The sequence below is a fragment of the Carboxydocella sp. JDF658 genome (assembly GCF_002049395.1).
Classification (GTDB): Bacteria; Bacillota.
This window is the reverse complement of the sequence record NZ_BDLR01000050.1, coordinates 1-18,689: the sequence shown is the minus strand read 5'-3', so window position 1 is coordinate 18,689 and position 18,689 is coordinate 1. Positions and strand designations below refer to the sequence as shown.

Genomic DNA, 18,689 nt, shown 5'->3' with positions numbered 1-18,689 from the left:
CGGATAGTCTGGTTCGACCTGTACCAGCGCAGGATTCGTGGATAAAAGGATGGGGAGAAATGCCTTCCAGACAAATCAGCCGCAAAGTGGCTTTTTTAATCGCTAATATCCTCTTGCAAGGTTGGCTTTTCTTATTGCTGGTAACTTTACAGCTATTTTGGCGATACGAGACTCGCTGGAGTTCGGTGCTGAGAAGTGATAGCTTGCTCATCACCATCGGACTCCTGGGGGTCTTTTGCGCTATTTTGGGGGTATTCATGGTCAGGGAAATCATTCGTATGGCTGATGTGGAAGAAGAAGCTAGGCTGCAGGCTCTGCAACTGGAAGAGGCCAAAGAGTTTAATGCTACTTTAAGTGCTTATCGTCACGATTTCCTCAATCACCTCCAGGTCATCGGGGGCTTGATTCAACTGGGCAAGCCTCAGGATGCATACGAATACCTGGCGGAAATCACTGCCCAGCTAATCGGGGCCAACAAAAACCGGCTGGTCAGTCAACCGGAAGTGGAAGCTCTTTTATGGAAGAAGAAGGCCCTGGCCGAGGAAAAAGGGATACGTTTACAGTTCAATATCCGCTCCAATCTGGGTCAGGCGGAAATCAGCGGTCTGGATCTGGCCCGCATCCTGGGCAATCTGCTGGATAATGCCATTTATGCTGTCAAGGATTTGTTGCCCCGGGACCGGATAGTTACTGTAAGCATCGAGGAACTGGAAGAAGGCTTTCGCCTGGCGGTACATAACTGGGGGCCCCCTATCCCCGTCAAACTGCAAAGACTAATCTTTGAGCGGGGTTTCACTACCAAAGGGGCTGAAGGCAATGGTCTGGGACTGGATATAGTAGCCACTCTGGTTCAGAAGAATCGCGGAAAAATCAACCTGGTCAGCACCGAAGCGGAGGGAACCACTTTTACTGTCTGGTTGCCCCGCCGGGACGGGAATCTGGCGGTTACCATTTGGGCTGGACCGGGCTTATGGCTCTAGCGCCTGATGCAAATCCGGCGCTTATTTTTTTATTGACTTTTTCTCCATTACCATGATAGTATATTAGTAAATCATCACTTTAACTAACTAAAGAGGAGAAGGGCTATGTTCAGTAAAAATAACGATTTCTTAACCATTGCCCTGCCCAAGGGGGCTTTGTTTGCGGAGGCGGTGGAGTTGCTGGGCCGCTGTGGCTTAAATACAGACCAGTTGCTGGGGGACAGCCGCAAGCTCTTTTTTACTGATGCGGAACAGGAAGTTAATTACCTCATTTGCCGGCCCACGGATATTCCTACCTTTGTGGAATACGGAGCAGCGGATCTGGGGATAGTGGGGAAAGATACCATTGCCGAACAGGGCAAGGATGTTTATGAGTTGCTGGATTTGAAATTCGGTTTTTGCCGTTTTGTGGTAGCGGCTCCTAAGGCGCTCACTCCCATAACCGATTGGTCGCAATGGGCGGCAGCCCGGGTAGCCACCAAGTTTCCCCGGGTGGCGGAACAGTTTTTCCAGAGCAAAGGTTTGCAGATGGAAATTATCAAGCTGCATGGCAATATCGAGCTGGCTCCCCTGGTGGGGCTGGCGGACTTGATTGTGGATCTGGTTTCTACCGGTCGTACTTTGCGGGAAAACAATCTGGCGGAAGTGGAGGAGATTTTTCCGGTTACCGCTCGCCTGATTGCCAACCGGGTCAATCTGCGCATCAAGGATAGGCGGATCGGGCCGTTACTGGAAAAGCTGAAATTCCATACCAGCCAGCGGCACAGTGATTGTTGAGGAGGGACGAAGATGGTGTTCAGGATTTTGCAAGCCGGTTCGGTAGAGGCAGAACGGCTGTTAATGAAGGAATATGGCGATCTGGCCTGTTATGAACAGGCAGTCAGGGAGATACTGGCGGAAGTCAAATGTCGCGGAGATGAGGCGGTACTGGCCTACACGGCCCGCTTTGACGGGGTAGAGCTAACAGCAGCCACCATGCGCGTATCCGAGGCAGAGGTAGCTGAGGCTTATACCCGGGTGGATGAGGAGTTTCTGGCGGCCCTGCGCCTGGCCCGGGATAATATTAGTGCCTTTCACCAGAAACAGCTGCCCAAATCCTGGGCAGAACCAGACCAAAAGGGGAATGTGCTGGGCCAGCTGGTAAGGCCCCTGGAGCGGGTAGGAATTTATGTCCCGGGGGGGACTGCCGATTATCCCTCCTCAGTGCTAATGAATGCCATTCCTGCCCGGGTAGCAGGGGTAAAGGAGATTGTTATGGTGGCTCCACCCAGGCGGGATGGACGTTTGAGTCCCTATACCCTGGTGGCGGCCCGGGAGGCAGGAGTGACGGAAATCTATAAAATCGGGGGAGCGCAGGCTATCGCTGCCCTGGCCTTTGGCACCGAAACCATCCGGAAGGTGGACCTGATTACCGGTCCGGGCAATATCTATGTTACCCTGGCCAAGAAGGAAGTCTATGGCCGGGTCAATATCGACATGCTGGCCGGGCCCAGTGAAATCCTGATTATCGCTGATGAGACTGCCAATCCTCGTTATCTGGCAGCTGACCTTCTATCCCAGGCTGAACATGATGTGCTGGCTTCCTCAGTGTTGCTCACCCCCAGCCGGGAGCTGGCAGAAGCGGTAGCTGGGGAAGTGGAAAAACAGCTGCAGGCCCTGGAGAGACGGGAAATAGCGGCTAAAAGTCTGGTGTCTTACGGTGGGGCAATTATCACTGCTGATCTGGAGGAAGCGGTAGCACTGGCTAACCGCTATGCTCCTGAACACCTGGAATTGCAAGTGCAGGACCCCTGGCAATGGCTGGGCCTTATTCAGCATGCCGGTGCCATTTTTCTCGGACCCTATACACCGGAACCGGTAGGGGACTATCTGGCCGGGCCCAACCATGTGCTGCCGACTGGTGGTACCGCCCGTTTCTATTCCGCCCTTAATGTGGAGACATTTATGAAGAAAACCAGCCTCCTTTCCTATACCGCCCGGGGTTTGAAAGCAGAAGGAGAGGCCATTGTCAAACTGGCTAATACAGAAGGATTGACCGCCCATGCCAGGGCAGTAGCGGTACGCCTGGAAGACCTGACAGAGGAGGGAGAGCAGTGATTGAGGCGCGCGCCTGGCTACAGGCCCTTAAACCTTATGATCCCCACGAATTACCCTGGCGGGTGAAACTGGATGCCAATGAAAACCCCCATCCGTTTCCGGCACCGGTGCTGGCCGAAATGCTGGCGACTTTGTCGACCGGTCTGTTTCAGCGCTATCCTGACGCTACTGCCAGTCAGCTGCGGGTTGAGCTGGCGGCCTACTGTGGGGTAGAAGCTGACCAGATTCTGCTGGGCAATGGCTCGGATGAAATCCTGCATCTGGTCTGCCAGGCTTATGTTGGACCCGGGCGCCAGGCGGTTTATGGTGGACCCAGTTTTGCCATGTATGCCATCAATACTCTGGCTACTGGTGGTACCCCGGTTGAAGTGCCGCTGGATGAGGAATTCAACCTGGAACTGGCGCCTTTACTGGAACAGGCACAGCAGCCAGCTACCGGGGCAGTCTTTATCTGTACCCCTAATAACCCTACCGGCAACCTGGTGGAAAGAGATGAGATCATTCAGGTGCTGGAAAGGACCGAGGCCCTGGTGGTAGTGGATGAGGCCTACTACGAATTCTGCGGGCAAACGGTAGTGGATTTGCTGCCCCGTTACCCCCAGCTCCTGATTCTCCGTACCTTTTCCAAAGCCTTTGGCCTGGCGGGACTGAGGGTGGGCTATGCCCTGGGTAACCGGGAGCTAATCAGGGAACTGCATAAAGTGCGCCAGCCCTATAATCTCAATGCCTTTAGCCAGCTGGCAGCATTGACGGCATTACGCCACCGGGAGCTGTTTGTCCAGCAAATAGAGACTATCTTAAAGGATAAAGAGGAACTGAGCCGGGAGCTGGCAGAGATAGCGGGGGTGAAAAAAGTTTGGCCCAGTGCCGCCAATTTCCTGCTGGTGGAATTTGACCGGCCAGCGCAAGCAGTAGCTGCTGCTTTGGCTGAACGGGGGATACTGGTGCGTTTTCTGGGCCATCCCCGTTTGACTAATTGTCTGCGAATTACTGTGGGTACAATGGAGGAAAACCGCCTGCTGATGGCGAATGTAAAAGAGGTGCTGGCAAAATGAACCGAACCATAGCGGTGGAGAGGACAACCAGGGAAACCAGGGTGAAGGTGGTACTGGAACTGGACCAGATACGTCCGCCCCGGATCGAGACCGGGATCGGGTTTTTCGATCATCTTCTGACCCAGATCGGACAGCATGGGCTCTTCGGGCTGACAGTGGAAGCCAGTGGGGACTTGCAGATTGATGCCCATCATACTGTGGAAGATGTGGGCATCACCCTGGGACAGGCCCTGGTACGCGCACTGGGGGATAAAGCGGGAATTAACCGCTTTGGGGAGGCGACAGTGCCGCTGGATGATGCCCTGGTCCAGGTAGTAGTGGACTTGAGTGGCCGGCCTTACCTCAATTTCGACCTGACCTTTCCCCGGGCCCAGGTAGGCAATTTTGACCTGGAACTGGTGGAGGAATTCTGCCGGGCCCTGGTTAACCACGGGGGCTTGAACCTGCATGTGCGCGGTCTGGCGGGGCACAATTGCCACCACCTGGCCGAGGCCTGTTTCAAGGCTCTGGGGAGGGCTCTGGGTCAGGCGACTATGGTAAATCCCCGCATTCCGGGGGTTTTGTCCAGCAAGGGTGTATTATGATGGGGGTAGGAAAATGACCGTCGGTATAATCGATTACGGTGCCGGCAATTTGCGCAGTGTGGTGCGGGCTTGTCAGGCTGCCGGATTGGAAACGAAAATTCTGGCTGAACCGGGAGAGATGGTGGCCGTCAGGGCCCTGATTTTACCCGGGGTTGGCCACTTTGGCTATGGCATGGAACGGCTCAGCGGGGGTGGCTGGGTGGAGCCCTTAAAGGAACTGGTTGCCATGGGCAAGCCGCTTTTAGGGATCTGCCTGGGTATGCAGCTTCTGTTTGAAAGCAGTGAAGAAAGCCCCGAACAGCCGGGACTAGGTTTGTTGCCCGGACGGGTGGTGCGTTTTCGGGGAGAACTGAAGGTGCCCCATATGGGCTGGAATCAGCTGGAGTTTACCGCTAACCCCTGGGGGCAACTGCTGTTTCAGGGGCTGGCGACAGGGACCTATTGTTATTTTGTCCATTCCTATTATGTGGAAGCAGCACAGGCAGAAACGGTAGCTGCCTGGTCTGAGTATGGTCGTCCTTTTGCGGCGGCGGTGGCAGCTCCCGGATTATGGGGGGTACAATTCCATCCGGAAAAGAGCAGCCGGGATGGATTGCGGATACTAAAAAATTTCGGGGAGTTGATTTACGGTGCTGATTATTCCGGCCATTGATTTGCGGGAAGGCAAGTGTGTCAGGCTAGTGGAGGGAAAGGTGGAAAATGAGACCATCTATTCCCACGATCCCGTGGCAGTTGCTCTGGGCTGGCAGGAGCTGGGGGCTAGAATGCTGCATCTGGTCGATCTGGATGGAGCTTTTACCGGCAAACCCTATAACCGGACCTGTATTGAAGCCATTGTCAGGGAAGTGAAAATCCCTGTTCAGCTGGGTGGTGGTATTCGCAGCCTGGAGACCATCGAGGAGCTGCTGAACCTGGGAGTGAATCGGGTGATCCTGGGTACGGTGGCCATTAACCAGCCTGCCCTGGTGCGGGAAGCCATCCAGCGCTTTGGGGAGGAGGCCATTGTGGTGGGGATAGATGCCAAAGATGGCCTGGTCGCCATTGAAGGCTGGGAAGCAACGGTGGAAAAAACGGTCGGTCAGCTGGCCCGGGAGATGGTGGAGATCGGGGTCAAACGGGTGGTCTTTACCGATGTGCGGCGGGACGGCACTCTGAAAGGTCCTAATCTGGACAGCATTGCTGCCCTGGCCCGGGAAAGTGGACTGAGGGTGATCGCTTCCGGTGGGGTGGCCACTCTGGCAGACCTGCAGGCTCTGAAGGAACTGGAAAGTCTGGGGGTTGAAGCGGTTATCGTGGGTAAAGCCCTTTATGCGGGAACGGTCAACCTCAGTGAAGCATTGGAGGTTTGTGGCTGATGTTAGCCAAACGCATTATTCCCTGCCTGGATGTGGATGGGGGACGGGTGGTCAAGGGCACCAATTTTATCAATTTGCGGGATGCCGGTGACCCGGTGGAACTGGCCCGCTTTTATGACCAGGCCGGGGCCGATGAACTGGTTTTTCTGGACATATCTGCCTCCCATGAGGGGCGGCAAACCATGCTGGAGGTAGTGCGGCGAACGGCGGAAGAGGTGTTTATTCCCTTTACTGTCGGGGGAGGTATCCGCACCGTTGATGATATGCGCCAGATGCTGCTGGCCGGAGCGGACAAGGTTTCGGTCAATACGGCTGCCATCAAAAATCCGGCGCTGGTAGCAGAAGGAGCGCGGCAGTTTGGCAGCCAGTGCATTGTAGTGGCCATTGACGCCCGGCGTCGTCAGCATGGGGATGGCTGGGAAGTTTTTATTCATGGTGGTCGCACTCCCACCGGGCTGGATGCAGTGGCCTGGGCCCAGGAGGTAGAGCGTCTGGGGGCAGGCGAAATTTTGCTCACCAGTATGGACCGCGATGGCACCAAGGATGGCTATGACCTGGAGCTGACCCGGGCCATTGCCCGGACAGTGCGCATACCGGTGATTGCCTCCGGGGGGGCCGGGACGTTAGCACACCTTCTGGATGGGGTGACAAAAGGTGAAGCTGACGCTGTACTGGCTGCTTCCATTTTCCACTTTGGCACTTATACTATCAGGGAAGTCAAGGAATATCTGCGGCAGCAAGGGGTGAAGGTGAGGATATGAAACAAAAGGGAATCCAGGACTTGCAGTTTGGCCCCGATGGCCTGCTGCCGGCTATTGTTCAGGATGTGCATACCAGGGAAGTGCTGATGCTGGCTTATATGAACCGGCAGGCTCTGGAACGGACCCTGGCCACAGGGCGTACCTGGTTCTGGAGTCGCAGTCGCCAGCAGTTATGGAATAAAGGGGAAACCTCCGGCCACTACCAGCTGGTACGGGAAATCGCTTATGACTGTGATGCCGATGCCCTTCTTATCAAGGTGGAACAGGTGGGGGTAGCCTGTCATACCGGGGAATATTCCTGTTTTCACAATCGCCTCAGTTTTGGGGAGAGAGAAGAGCAAGAAAGCCTGGCGGGCAGTGAAATTCTGGTGGAACTCTGGCGGGTAATCAAGGAGCGGCAAGAGACCAGGCCGGAGGGCTCTTATACCGCCAAACTTTTCAATCAGGGGCTGGATAAGATCCTGAAAAAAGTGGGAGAAGAGGCGGCCGAGGTAATTATCGCTGCCAAAAACCGTCAGCCCGAGGAAGTAGCCTGGGAAGCTGCTGACCTGATTTATCACCTCTGGGTACTGCTGGCGGAACAGGGCATGGAACCGGCCCGGGTCTACCGGGAGCTGGCCAAACGGAGATGAATTTATCAGGGTGTCTATCAATAGTGTATAAATGATAGACACCCTTTTCGATTTGTCTATAATATACTGACTTAAATCTGATGGCAGGAAATAGACAAAAATTGACGAATATTTGTAATCAAAAATTTAATTGCTTATAAGCGGAGGCGAGAAGATGAAGGCCAGGTTCTGGAATTTTCGTGCTAAATTATTGTTTATGTTTGCGGCTCTGATTATCATTCCGCTGGTAGTGGCCGGGGTACATGCCCGGCAAAATGCCCAGGCGGGTATTGAAAACCAGACGCGCAAGGGGATTAACGCTCTGGTGGATTCCCTGGCCCGGGAGACCGATAACCATATCCGGGCTTCGGAGAAAATCGTGGAAACCCTGGCTGTTCTGCCGGCTTTGGAGAGCAAGGATTTTGCCGCCCAGCGAGCGATTTTTTCCCAGGTGATTAAAAATAATCCCCAGTTTATGTTTATTTATGCCGGATACCTGGATCAGCCTGGTTTGCCCAGTATCACTCCGACTACAAATCTGCCGGCAGACTATGATGCCCGGCAACGCCCCTGGTTTCAGCAAGCCATCAAGAGTGATAAAATCGAAATCACCGACGTTTACAATGATGCTTCTACAGGGTTGCCGATTGTAACTGTAGCGAAAGCCATCAAAGATAAAAACGGTAAAGCTATCGGGGTACTGGCTGCTGACATCGATCTGGGCAGCCTCAGTGACATGGTTTCCGAGATGAAACTGGGCAAGAGCGGTTATGGCTATATTGTGGACAGAAAGGGGATTGTAATTGCCCACCCGGACCGGGAACTGGTCAGAAAACAAACCAATTTGGGAGAGCAATTGCCTTTCATTAAAAAGGCTCTGGCCGGGGAAGAGGGCTTTACCACTTATACCTTCCAGGGGGTAGAAAAAGTCGCCGGTTACAAGCCCCTGCAGCGCCTGGGTTGGGGTATATTTGTACAGGAGCCGACAGCAGAGGCTTTTGTTGAGCTGGAACACCTGAATACAGCTATTCTCTGGACGACTGTTATCGCAATTCTGGTTGCGATGCTGGTGGGCACCATCTTTGCCCATGGGGTAGCCAAACAGGTGCGCCATCTGGCGGCTGTGGCTGATCAGGTCGCCAGAGGAGATCTGACGGCTGCAGTACAGGGCAAAGGATCCGATGAGCTGGGGTTACTGGCCCAGGGCTTTAACGCCATGTTGGAAAATATGCGCCAGGTTATTACTGAGGTCTTCAATACTTCCAACGCTGTGAATGGCGCCAGTCAGGAATTGACTGCCAGTGCTCAGCAGGCTGCGGTGACTACTGAGGAAATCATGAATGCCATTAATGAAACCATCCGGGTGGTGGAAGAAGGCGCCAGACTGCAGAGCAGTTCTGTACAGACCGCGGAAACAGCCATGCGGGAGTTGAGTCAGGCAATTGCCCAAATCGCCGCCGGGGCCCAGGAGCAAGCAGTGAACGTAACCAGAGGTGCAGAAATGGTTAACCGTATGGCCACAGGAATTGCTGAAATCGGAGAGCGCATGCAACTGGTGGAGGAGGCGGCTCGTCTTAACCGGGAAAAGGCGGAAGCCGGTGGCCAGGTAGTAGCGGAAACCGTTCAAGGTATGGAAGAAATTCGCCGGGTAGTATTTGCAGCAGCGGAAGATATTAAGCAGCTGGGGGCGCACTCCAAACAGATTGGGGAAATTGTCCAGGTTATCGATGATATTGCTGAACAGACTAACTTGCTGGCTCTTAATGCGGCTATTGAGGCTGCACGGGCCGGGGAACATGGCAAAGGCTTTGCGGTAGTAGCCGATGAAGTGCGCAAACTGGCAGAACGGTCCAGCCGTTCCACCCAGGAAATCCGGCAATTGATCCAGACTATCCAGAAAGCCACCGAACAGGCGGTTGCGGCGATGGCAACGGGTACCACTCAGGTAGAACAGGGAGTTAGCAAAGCCCATGCGGCCGGTTCCGCTTTACAGGAAATCGTGGAAATCGCCCGCAAGGCAGGGGACGAGCTCCAGGCCATTGCTGCTGCCATTCAAAATGTGCAGCAGCAAAGCCGGGATGTGGTGCAGGCAATTGACAATATCGCTGCTATCACTGAGGAAAATACTGCCGCTACGGAGGAAATGGCTGCTGGCAGTGACAACGTCCTGCTCACTATTGAAAATATCGCCCGGGCTACTGATGATAGCGCCAATGCGGTCAAGAATGTCAGTCACAGTACTCACGAGCTCAAGGCCATTGCCCAGCAGGTAGCAGCTGCGGCCCAAAATCTCTCCGGACTGGCGCAAAACCTGCAGCAGATGGTTAATCGTTTCAGGGTATAAAAACGAAAGGGGGTTAGCCCCTTTTTCTTTTTGTTTAAGATTGTACCCGGCGTTAGGGTTTAATTACTCCTGTGGAAATCGGCCGTAAAGCCAGGTGGAGAAAGCTCTAATTTTAAGCAGAAAACTTATAGCAGGAAACAAACAGATGTTGTAGAATATATATCAGTCTTAGTACAAGCAAAGAAAGGAAGAACAAAATGGCTGATTTGCTGGCCAACCTCAATCCTGTGCAGCGGGAAGCTGTTACCCATATCAATGGCCCCTTGCTGATTCTGGCCGGGGCCGGCAGTGGCAAAACCCGGGTCTTAACCCATCGTATCGCTTATCTGATCAGGCAGGGAGTCAAGCCCTGGCAGATTTTAGCCATCACTTTTACCAACAAAGCGGCCGGTGAGATGAAGGAAAGAGTGGAACAGCTGGTAGGGGAAGTTATCAGCAGAGACATGTGGGTTTCCACTTTCCATTCCGCCTGTCTGCGCATCCTGCGGCGGGAAATCAGCTATCTGGGCTATGATTCCAATTTTGTTATCTACGATACGGCAGACCAGCAGACAGTGCTGAAGGAATGTCTGCGGGAACTGAATCTGGACGAGAAAAAATACTCCCCTCGCCTGATGGCTGCCCTGATCAGTGATGCCAAAAACCGCCTGGAAACCCCGGCCCAAATGCGGCGCCGGGTTTATGGTGACTGGCTGGCGGAAACGGCGTCCCGGGTCTATGAGAGCTATCAGCAAAAACTGATTCGTAACCAGGCCCTGGATTTTGATGACCTGATCATGCTGACTGTGCAGCTGTTTGAGGAGTTTCCGGAAATCCTGGCCTATTATCAGCAGAAATTCCTCTATATCCTGGTGGATGAGTACCAGGATACCAACCATGCCCAGTACCGCCTGGTCAATTTGCTGGCTTCGGCCCATCGCAATTTGTGTGTGGTGGGGGATGATGATCAGAGTATTTACCGTTTTCGGGGAGCGGATATTGGCAATATTCTGGATTTTGAACGGGACTATCCTGAGGCGAAAGTAATCAAACTGGAGCAGAATTATCGTTCCACCAGAACTATTCTGGCTGCGGCCAATGCGGTGGTAGCCAATAATGTGGGTCGCAAGGATAAGTCCCTCTGGACGGAAAACCCGGCAGGTGAACCAATCGTCTGTGTGCAGCTGGGGGATGAAAAGGAGGAAGCCCGCTTTATCGTGGGAGAAATCCTGCGTTTAAATAAGAATGGCCGCCCTTACAGCGATTTTGCGGTTTTATACCGCACTAACGCCCAGTCCCGGGCCATTGAAGATGAGCTGATCGGCAATGCCATCCCGTACACAATGGTCGGAGGCCTCAAGTTCTATGAACGCAAGGAAATCAAAGATGTGCTGGCCTACCTGCGGGTACTGGTCAATCCGGCTGATAGTGTCAGTCTGGAGCGCATTATCAATGTGCCCAAACGCAATATCGGGGAAGCTACGGTGAACAAAATCCGCCAGGAAGCGGCCCGGCGCAATCTCAGCCTTTACCAGGCCTTAATGGTAGTGGAGGAAATTCCAGGACTTTCTGCCCGGTCCCAGAAGGCAGTGCGGGACTTCATTAATCTAATGGAGGATTTGCGTCGGCAGGTGGAGATCGCTTCGGTTACGGAAATGCTGGATGCAGTGCTGGAGCGCACCGGCTACCAGGCAGAACTGGAAGCGGAAAAAACGGTGGAGGCCCAGACCCGCCTGGAAAACCTGCGGGAATTCCGGACGGTAACCATGGAATTTGATGCCCGCCAGGAAGAAGAAGGCCTGGAAGGTTTTCTGGCCGGGATTTCCCTCATGAGTGACCTTGATACTTTGGAAAGTGGGGAGCAGGTGACTCTGATGACTCTCCATTCCGCTAAAGGTCTGGAGTTTCCCGTGGTCTTCCTGGCCGGAATGGAAGAGGGGATTTTTCCCCACTCCCGGGCCCTGCTCAGCCTGGAAGAAGCGGAACTGGAAGAAGAGCGTCGCCTTTGCTATGTGGGCATCACCCGGGCCAAAGAGAAGCTCTATCTGACCCATTGCTGGAGCCGCAACCTCTTTGGCCGTATCAGCACTAACCCCCCTTCCCGCTTCCTGAGTGAGATTCCCGCCCATTTGCTGGAACGGGGGACAGGGGCCAGCAGAAGCGGGGTAGACCGCCTGGAGGCGGGAGCTGCCTCCACATCAGCTCAAGGGTCGACAGCAGCTGAACAGGAATGGCAGCTGGGGGACCGGGTAGTGCATAAAAAATATGGACCGGGGGCTATTGTCGGCATTAAGGGCCAGGGAGAAGATACCGAGCTTTCTATTGCTTTTCCGAACCTGGGAATCAAGGTTTTTATAGCAAAATACGCACCAATCAGAAAGGAGCAGTTGTAGAAAAATGTCCAAACCAGTGTATGTAATCGGCCACAAAAACCCTGATACTGATTCCATCTGTTCTGCCATTGCCTATGCCTATCTCAAAAACGCCCTGGGGGGCGGGGAATATCAGGCGGCACGGGCGGGTAAACTCCATCTGGAAACCCAGTTTGTGCTGGACTACTTCGGAGTGGAAGCTCCGCCTCTGCTGACTGATGTCAAAGCCCGGGTGGAGGATATGTTAAACGGGGATACACCGGTAGCAGTGCTGCCGGGCACGCCCCTGCGGGAAGTGGGCATTCTCACCCGCACCCACAACATTAAAACCATTCCCATTGTGGATGAGCAAAACCATTTTCTTGGTCTGGTCACCCTGGGGGATATTGCCCACAAATACATGCAGGAACTGGGGCTGGAAAACCTGGGTAAAATGCATGTTACTCTGGGAAATATTATCCGCACTCTCAATGGTCAACTGCTGAGCGGTCCGGCGGAAAGTACCGAACTGACCGGGAATGTGATTATCGGGGCGATGGCGGCCCAGACCATGGCAGATTACATAAGCCCGGGAGATGTGGTCATCCTGGGCAACCGGGAAGAAGCTCAACTGACGGCGCTGGCCCGGGAAGCGGCCTGCCTGATTATCACCTGTGGCTATACGGTCAGTGACCGGGTCAGGGCGGAGGCGGAAAAGCGGGGAGCAGCCCTGGTTTCCGTACCCCATGATACTTTTGCTGCTGCCCGTTTGATCAATATGAGTGCCCCGGTCAGCAGCTTGATGCGGCCTGCCAGTGACTGCATTGTATTTCAGGCTGATGACCTGGCAGATGAAGCCAAAAAGGTAATGCTGGAAACCCGTTACCGCAATTACCCGGTAGTGGATGAAAATAACCGCTTCCTCGGGGTAGTCTCCCGTTATCATTTGCTGGCCCTGTCCCGCAAGAAAGTGATTTTAGTGGACCATAATGAAAAGAGTCAGGCTGTTGATGGCCTGGAACAGGCGGAAATCCTGGAAGTCGTTGACCACCACCGGGTGGGGGATATCCAGACCGGTCAACCCATCTTTTTCCGCAATGAACCGGTGGGCTGTACTGCGACCATTGTCGCTGGCATGTACCGGGAATCAGGAGTGGAAATCCCCCGGACCATGGCGGGGTTGATGCTGGGAGCTATCCTCTCAGATACTGTGCTGTTCAAATCCCCCACCTGCACCAAACGGGATGAGGAAACCGCCCGCTGGCTGGCGGAGATTGCCGGGGTAGATATAGACCAGTTTGGCTTGGAGATGTATAAAGCCGGTACCAGCCTGGTGGGGCGAACCAATGAGGAAATCATTTATCAGGATTTCAAGGAATTCAAGATGGGTCCCCTTACCCTGGGTATCGGCCAGGTGGAAACCATGGACCTCTCTCAGCTGGCTCAGCTGAAAGCAGGACTGCTGGCGGATATGGAGGCCATTCGCAAGGAGAAAGGCCTGGATTTGGTCTTGCTGATGATTACCGATATCCTGCAAGAAGGGACCGAATTGCTGGTCACCGGCCCGGAAAGCCGGGTGGTGGAGGAAACTTTTGGCCAGCCTCTTGTCGACCAGGCCATGTATCTGCCTGGAGTTATGTCCCGCAAGAAACAGGTTGTGCCGCCATTAACGGCTCATTTGAGTAAATAAACCCTTTAAGGAGGCCAGGCCCATGGAAAGCCGCTTATGGGTGGTGATGATTTTTACCGCCCTCTTGCATCTGATTAGCACCTTAGCCTATTCCGTCCGTCTGGCGGGAGTGAAGACCAAACGGCTGGCCATCGCTTTTTCCCTCTGGAATGTGATTTTCTTGCTGGCCTCAACGGCCAATACCATCCAGGGCCCGCTCTTTGCCAGTCTGGTGGATGATGCCATTCATACCATCACTGCTGGAGTGGGCAAACTGGAACAAACCCAGCTGGAACACCTGGCCATCTATCAATCCACCCTGGCCGGACTGACAGTAAAAGTCAGGCTGGTGCTGCTGGCGGCTTTTGCAGGCACAGTGCTGGGAACCTTACTGGTTCCCAGCTTTGTCCGCATCTTCAGCCGTTTGATTCTGCTTTTTGAAAAAGTGGGTTCAGTGCCCAAAATGGTAGTGTTGCTTTTACATCCAGGCAAATTACGTCAGGGTTTGAAGGAAATCAAGCCGCCTTCTTTAAGCCATATTAACAAAGTGCGCCAGGGGGAAAAATTGCCTTTGCCCGGCCAGGTCTTTTTACTGAATGTCCTGGCTACCGGCCTGGCAACTACCGGGGTACTGTCGGCCATGTTTGCCGGAGCCATGAATCCCCGCTTCAGCACGACTGCAGTGACTTTATCTGCCATTGTCAACGGTTTCGCTACCGTGTTCCTGGCCACAGCCGTTGACCCCCAGGTGGCTTCCCTCACTGACCAGGCCTTACGCGGGGTAAGGGAAGAGGAGGAAGTGGCGGTAATGGTAAAATATCTGTCATTCAGCCGTATTGCCGGTACCCTGTTTGCCCAGCTGATTACTGTACCGGCGGCCCAGGTAATTGCCTGGACAGCCACCTTGCTGAAGGGATAAGAGGTGAGAGTATGGATATGGAACACGCCCGCCGGCGCATTGAGGAATTGCGGCGGGAGATACGCCGCCATAATTATCTCTATTATGTGCTGGACCAGCCCGTATTGACTGACGCTGAATATGACGCCCTCTACCGGGAATTGCTGGAGCTGGAAGAGCAATATCCGGAGCTGATTACGGCTGATTCGCCTACCCGCCGGGTAGGAGGAGAACCTTTAAAAGCCTTTGGCCAGGTCAGGCATCGCATTCCCCTTTTGAGCCTGGATAATGCCTTTAATGCCGAGGAGCTGCGGGCTTTTGACCGCCGGGTTAAACAAAATCTGGGCGGAGAGGACCCGGAATACATGGTGGAAGCCAAAATCGACGGCCTGGCGGTGGCTCTGACCTATGAGCAGGGCCGGTTTGTGCAGGGAGCAACCCGGGGGGATGGGGAAGTAGGGGAGGATATTACCGAAAACCTCAAAACCATTCAAACTCTGCCCCTGGAACTACCCAAGGCTCCCCCCTTGCTGGAGGTGCGGGGAGAGGCTTTCATGCCGAAAAAAGCGTTTGCCCGCTTAAATGCTGAGCGGGAAGCCAATGGTGAACCGGTTTTTGCCAATCCCCGCAATGCTGCGGCCGGTTCTCTGCGCCAGCTGGATCCCAAAGTGACAGCCAAACGCTCTCTGGCGGTTTTTATTTATGCTCTGGCCCAGACGGAAGGGCTGGAAATTTCCACCCATGCCGCTGCTCTGGACTGGCTGGAACAGCTGGGCCTACCGGTCAATCCCCAGCGCCGCCTTTGTCGCGATATAGAAGAGGTAATCGCTCTGGCAGAGGAATGGGCGGTATTACGCCACCAGCTGCCCTATGATATTGATGGCCTGGTGATCAAGGTCAATAAGCTGAGCCAGCAGCAGCGTCTGGGCTTCACCGCCAAAAGCCCCCGCTGGGCTATTGCCTACAAGTTCCCGGCCGAGCAGGCGGAAACAGTGGTAGAAGATATTGAAATCACAGTGGGGCGCACCGGGGTGCTGACACCGACGGCGGTTTTGCGGACGGTGTTTGTGGCTGGCAGTACTGTCAGCCGGGCCAGTTTGCATAATCAGGACATCATCCGGGAAAAGGATGTACGCATCGGGGACCATGTGCTGATTCATAAAGCCGGGGATATCATTCCTGAAGTAGTCAGAGTGTTGAAGGAAAAGCGCAGCGGTCTGGAACGGGAATTTGTCATGCCCGAACACTGTCCGGCCTGTGGTAGCAAAGTAGTAAGGCCGGAAGGGGAAGTGGCTGTGCGCTGTCCCAATCGTTTCTGCCCGGCCCAGAACCGGGAGGCCATCAATCACTTCGTCTCCCGGGATGCCATGAATATCGAGGGCTTAGGTCCGGCGGTGGTCAACCAGTTGCTGGAAGCGGGCCTGATCCGGGATGCTGCCGACCTCTATAATTTGCGAGAAGAGGATTTATTGCCACTGGAGCGCATGGGCAAAAAATCCGCCCAAAACCTGCTGCAAGCTATTGCAGCCAGCAAGGAACGGGGCCTGGGGCCATTGCTCTTTGCCCTGGGCATTCGCCATGTGGGGGCCAAAGCGGCTAAAACCCTGGCCCGCCATTTTGGCTCCATGGAGAAGCTGGCAGCGGCTACACAGGAGGAATTGCAGCAGATCCCGGAAGTTGGGCCGAAAATGGCGGAAGCCATTGTCCAGTTTTTTGCCGATGAACATAACCGCAATTTGCTGAATAAGTTAAAAGCAGCCGGGGTGAAGATGGAAGAAGATGCGGATCCGGTTACTGTGGACAATTTGCCTCTGGCCGGCCAGACGGTGGTCATTACCGGTACCTTAAGCCGGATGGGGAGAAAGGAAGCGGAAGCCCTGGTAGAACAGCTGGGCGGCAAGGCCAGCAGCAGTGTCAGCAAAAAAACCTCTTTTGTGGTAGCAGGGGAAAACCCGGGCAGCAAGCTGGAAAAGGCCCGGGCACTGGGTATACCGGTTTTATCGGAAGAAGAGTTCTGGCAGAAAATTTCGAACTAACCTCTTGTCATTTTGCCCGGGTTGTTGTATAATAATTTTGCAAGATACCATGGAGGTATCACTGGACAGAGTTATTTTCAACAAGCATAATATTGACGGAACGATGACCACGGAGGTCTGTCTCTCCAGCAAGGAGAGGGGCTTTGCCGTGGTTTTTATTTTAAAAGAAAGGGTGAGGGAAATGCATATTCCAGATGGTTTTTTAAGCCCTGGCGTTTGGGTGCCGGCGGCGGCCATTAGTACCGGAGCTTTAGGGTATAGCATCAAGCAGGCTCAGGCTAGTCTCAAGGAGCGGCAAATCCCGGTGCTGGGCATCATGTCAGCCTTTATTTTTGCCGGTCAGATGGTCAATTTCCCGGTGGCCGGCGGGACTTCGGGTCACTTGCTGGGGGCGGCTCTGGCTACCTCCTTGCTGGGGCCCTGGAGTGCCAGCTTAATTCTGGCAACAGTCTTAATCATCCAGAGTCTGTTTTTCCAGGATGGTGGCATCACGGCTCTGGGGGCTAATATCCTTAACATGGCGGTGATTGGCGTCGGAGCTGCCTGGCTGATGGAAAACAGCTTGAAAAAATTGCGCTTGCCTGCCGGGGTAAGCAATTTCCTGGCCGGCTGGGTTTCGGTTATGGCAGCAGCGGTGGCGGCTTCTCTGGAGCTGGCTATCTCTGGCACCATTCCTCTGGCCAAGGTTTTACCGGCGATGGCCTTCTGGCATGCCTTGATCGGTATCGGTGAAGGAATGCTCACGGCTGTGGCTGTAAACTTCGTCTTTAAAAATCGTCTGGTCTATGAGGTTGAGCAGGAGAAAGCGGGGTGGGAAGCATGAAAGGCAAAATTCTGAGCGGACTGGGCCTGGCCCTGGCGATTGCGGCTTTTCTTTCGCCTTTCGCCTCCTCCAGCCCGGATGGCCTGGAACGGGTAGCTGAAGATCATGGCTTTCTGGAAAAGGGAACCTCATTGCTCTCTTCTCCTATCCCTGACTATCTTTTTCCCGGTATTCAAAATGAAAAAATAGCTACGGCTGTGGCAGGAATTGTGGGGACTTGTCTGGTATTTATATTTATGTACGCAATGGGCAAACTCTTAATTGGTGGCAAGGAAAGGAGGAGCTAGGCTATGTGTGAGGCCAATGCCTATCTACGCCAGGGGGAAAAAGAGGAATTGCTGCTGGAACGGGTAGACAAAATCATCCCCCAGGGTAATGAGTTATATCTGGAGAATATTTTCGGTCAGCGCAAAACCATAAAAGGCCGGATTGTGGAAATGGCCCTGGTTGACCATAAAATCATTCTGGAACGGGATGAGTAATTATGTGCAATCCTGGTTATTCCGGAGACCTTTTGAATAATCAATCCGGGCGTTCTCCCCTGTGGCAGCTGGATACCAGATTGAAAATCCTTTCGCTTTTTTCGGTGGTTGTTATCTTTTCTACCTTAAAAAATATTTTACTTCTGACGGTGGCTGCCCTGGTGTTGCTGGGAATAGCTCTGCTGGCACGGATTACTCATGTTATCCTGATGAAAAGGCTAGTCTGGCTTTTGCCTTTCGCCGGAATTATGGTTTTGCTTTTTCCCTTTATCACTCCAGGGCAACCTCTCTGGACGGCAAATATCCTGGCCTTTAAGTTGACCGCAACTGTGGAAGGCGGGCAAAAGGCCCTGTTTCTGGCTTTGCGCGTTCTGAATGCCGTTCTGGCGATGACCATTTTGACGGAAACTACTCCACGTGCTCAGCTATTACAGGGCTTACGACAGCTGGGATTGCCTGATTTGCTGGTCAATTTGATCGCTTTTACCCTCAGATATTTTAGTCTGCTGGGTAGCGAACTGGAGAGGATGCAAACTGCCCGTAAGGCCCGCGGATTTCAAAGAGGGAAAGGCCTCTACCACTGGCGGACCATGAAAACCCTGGGGCAGATGGTAGGGATGTTGTTTTTGCGGGCTGCCGACCGGGGAGACCGGATTTACACGGC

Annotated in this window: 18 protein-coding genes; all 18 read left to right on the top strand. The window is 53.8% G+C overall.

Annotation, left to right across the window (positions count from 1 at the left end):
* Positions 1–59 precede the first annotated feature (59 nt).
* Positions 60–980: a sensor histidine kinase gene (locus tag JDF658_RS09065; protein WP_078665982.1), complete on the top strand. Its 921-nt coding sequence runs from the start codon at positions 60–62 to the stop codon at positions 978–980.
* A gap of 105 nt (positions 981–1,085) precedes the next feature.
* Positions 1,086–1,757: an ATP phosphoribosyltransferase gene (gene hisG / locus JDF658_RS09060; protein WP_079907316.1), complete on the top strand. Its 672-nt coding sequence runs from the start codon at positions 1,086–1,088 to the stop codon at positions 1,755–1,757.
* Between the two features lie 12 nt (positions 1,758–1,769).
* On the top strand, positions 1,770–3,077 hold the full coding sequence (gene hisD, locus JDF658_RS09055) for a histidinol dehydrogenase (protein WP_078665984.1): 1,308 nt from the start codon (positions 1,770–1,772) through the stop codon (positions 3,075–3,077).
* Entirely contained in the window at positions 3,074–4,132 is a 1,059-nt protein-coding gene (gene hisC / locus JDF658_RS09050; RefSeq protein ID WP_159446600.1) for a histidinol-phosphate transaminase, read from the top strand. Before hisD ends, hisC begins: the two co-directional genes overlap by 4 nt.
* Positions 4,129–4,716, top strand: coding sequence for an imidazoleglycerol-phosphate dehydratase HisB (gene hisB, locus JDF658_RS09045; RefSeq protein ID WP_079907313.1), 588 nt, complete (start codon positions 4,129–4,131; stop codon positions 4,714–4,716). Before hisC ends, hisB begins: the two co-directional genes overlap by 4 nt.
* A gap of 13 nt (positions 4,717–4,729) precedes the next feature.
* Entirely contained in the window at positions 4,730–5,368 is a 639-nt protein-coding gene (gene hisH, locus JDF658_RS09040) for an imidazole glycerol phosphate synthase subunit HisH (RefSeq protein ID WP_079907311.1), read from the top strand.
* On the top strand, positions 5,346–6,071 hold the full coding sequence (gene hisA / locus JDF658_RS09035) for a 1-(5-phosphoribosyl)-5-[(5-phosphoribosylamino)methylideneamino]imidazole-4-carboxamide isomerase (RefSeq protein WP_078665987.1): 726 nt from the start codon (positions 5,346–5,348) through the stop codon (positions 6,069–6,071). The genes hisH and hisA overlap by 23 nt, the downstream gene beginning before the upstream one ends.
* On the top strand, positions 6,071–6,832 hold the full coding sequence (hisF, locus tag JDF658_RS09030; protein WP_079907310.1) for an imidazole glycerol phosphate synthase subunit HisF: 762 nt from the start codon (positions 6,071–6,073) through the stop codon (positions 6,830–6,832). The genes hisA and hisF overlap by 1 nt, the downstream gene beginning before the upstream one ends.
* Positions 6,829–7,464, top strand: coding sequence for a bifunctional phosphoribosyl-AMP cyclohydrolase/phosphoribosyl-ATP diphosphatase HisIE (gene hisIE, locus JDF658_RS09025; protein ID WP_078665989.1), 636 nt, complete (start codon positions 6,829–6,831; stop codon positions 7,462–7,464). Before hisF ends, hisIE begins: the two co-directional genes overlap by 4 nt.
* Positions 7,465–7,618: 154 nt before the next feature.
* Positions 7,619–9,787, top strand: a complete 2,169-nt coding sequence (locus JDF658_RS09020; RefSeq protein ID WP_079907308.1) for a methyl-accepting chemotaxis protein — start codon at positions 7,619–7,621, stop codon at positions 9,785–9,787.
* Between the two features lie 197 nt (positions 9,788–9,984).
* The gene (pcrA, locus tag JDF658_RS09015) at positions 9,985–12,159 is read left to right on the top strand and encodes a DNA helicase PcrA (RefSeq protein ID WP_079907307.1); all 2,175 of its coding nucleotides are present in this window, start codon (positions 9,985–9,987) and stop codon (positions 12,157–12,159) included.
* Positions 12,160–12,163: 4 nt separating this feature from the next.
* Positions 12,164–13,807, top strand: coding sequence for a putative manganese-dependent inorganic diphosphatase (locus tag JDF658_RS09010; RefSeq protein WP_079907305.1), 1,644 nt, complete (start codon positions 12,164–12,166; stop codon positions 13,805–13,807).
* 22 nt (positions 13,808–13,829) lie between these two features.
* Entirely contained in the window at positions 13,830–14,705 is an 876-nt protein-coding gene (locus JDF658_RS09005) for a lipid II flippase Amj family protein (RefSeq protein ID WP_078666052.1), read from the top strand.
* 17 nt (positions 14,706–14,722) lie between these two features.
* Complete coding sequence (ligA, locus tag JDF658_RS09000; RefSeq protein ID WP_200805665.1) at positions 14,723–16,720, top strand: NAD-dependent DNA ligase LigA; 1,998 nt, start codon at positions 14,723–14,725, stop codon at positions 16,718–16,720.
* Between the two features lie 181 nt (positions 16,721–16,901).
* Positions 16,902–17,543: an energy-coupling factor ABC transporter permease gene (locus tag JDF658_RS08995; RefSeq protein WP_079907343.1), complete on the top strand. Its 642-nt coding sequence runs from the start codon at positions 16,902–16,904 to the stop codon at positions 17,541–17,543.
* Complete coding sequence (locus tag JDF658_RS08990; protein WP_079907341.1) at positions 17,540–17,830, top strand: PDGLE domain-containing protein; 291 nt, start codon at positions 17,540–17,542, stop codon at positions 17,828–17,830. Before JDF658_RS08995 ends, JDF658_RS08990 begins: the two co-directional genes overlap by 4 nt.
* A 3-nt stretch (positions 17,831–17,833) precedes the next feature.
* Entirely contained in the window at positions 17,834–18,025 is a 192-nt protein-coding gene (locus JDF658_RS08985) for a CooT family nickel-binding protein (protein ID WP_079907301.1), read from the top strand.
* Between the two features lie 2 nt (positions 18,026–18,027).
* Positions 18,028–18,689: cobalt ECF transporter T component CbiQ (gene cbiQ / locus JDF658_RS08980; RefSeq protein ID WP_079907300.1), on the top strand; the 662-nt coding region annotated here is incomplete at its 3' end.

Coding starts and splice junctions, on each gene's coding strand:
- ligA (WP_200805665.1), top strand. CDS start 14,723: ATGGAACACGCCCGCCGGCGCATTGAGGAATTGCGGCGGGAGATACGC.
- hisIE (WP_078665989.1), top strand. CDS start 6,829: ATGAAACAAAAGGGAATCCAGGACTTGCAGTTTGGCCCCGATGGCCTG.
- hisH (WP_079907311.1), top strand. CDS start 4,730: ATGACCGTCGGTATAATCGATTACGGTGCCGGCAATTTGCGCAGTGTG.
- hisB (WP_079907313.1), top strand. CDS start 4,129: ATGAACCGAACCATAGCGGTGGAGAGGACAACCAGGGAAACCAGGGTG.
- hisD (WP_078665984.1), top strand. CDS start 1,770: ATGGTGTTCAGGATTTTGCAAGCCGGTTCGGTAGAGGCAGAACGGCTG.
- pcrA (WP_079907307.1), top strand. CDS start 9,985: ATGGCTGATTTGCTGGCCAACCTCAATCCTGTGCAGCGGGAAGCTGTT.
- JDF658_RS08985 (WP_079907301.1), top strand. CDS start 17,834: ATGTGTGAGGCCAATGCCTATCTACGCCAGGGGGAAAAAGAGGAATTG.
- JDF658_RS08990 (WP_079907341.1), top strand. CDS start 17,540: ATGAAAGGCAAAATTCTGAGCGGACTGGGCCTGGCCCTGGCGATTGCG.
- hisG (WP_079907316.1), top strand. CDS start 1,086: ATGTTCAGTAAAAATAACGATTTCTTAACCATTGCCCTGCCCAAGGGG.
- JDF658_RS09010 (WP_079907305.1), top strand. CDS start 12,164: ATGTCCAAACCAGTGTATGTAATCGGCCACAAAAACCCTGATACTGAT.
- JDF658_RS09005 (WP_078666052.1), top strand. CDS start 13,830: ATGGAAAGCCGCTTATGGGTGGTGATGATTTTTACCGCCCTCTTGCAT.
- hisF (WP_079907310.1), top strand. CDS start 6,071: ATGTTAGCCAAACGCATTATTCCCTGCCTGGATGTGGATGGGGGACGG.
- JDF658_RS09065 (WP_078665982.1), top strand. CDS start 60: ATGCCTTCCAGACAAATCAGCCGCAAAGTGGCTTTTTTAATCGCTAAT.
- JDF658_RS09020 (WP_079907308.1), top strand. CDS start 7,619: ATGAAGGCCAGGTTCTGGAATTTTCGTGCTAAATTATTGTTTATGTTT.
- JDF658_RS08995 (WP_079907343.1), top strand. CDS start 16,902: ATGCATATTCCAGATGGTTTTTTAAGCCCTGGCGTTTGGGTGCCGGCG.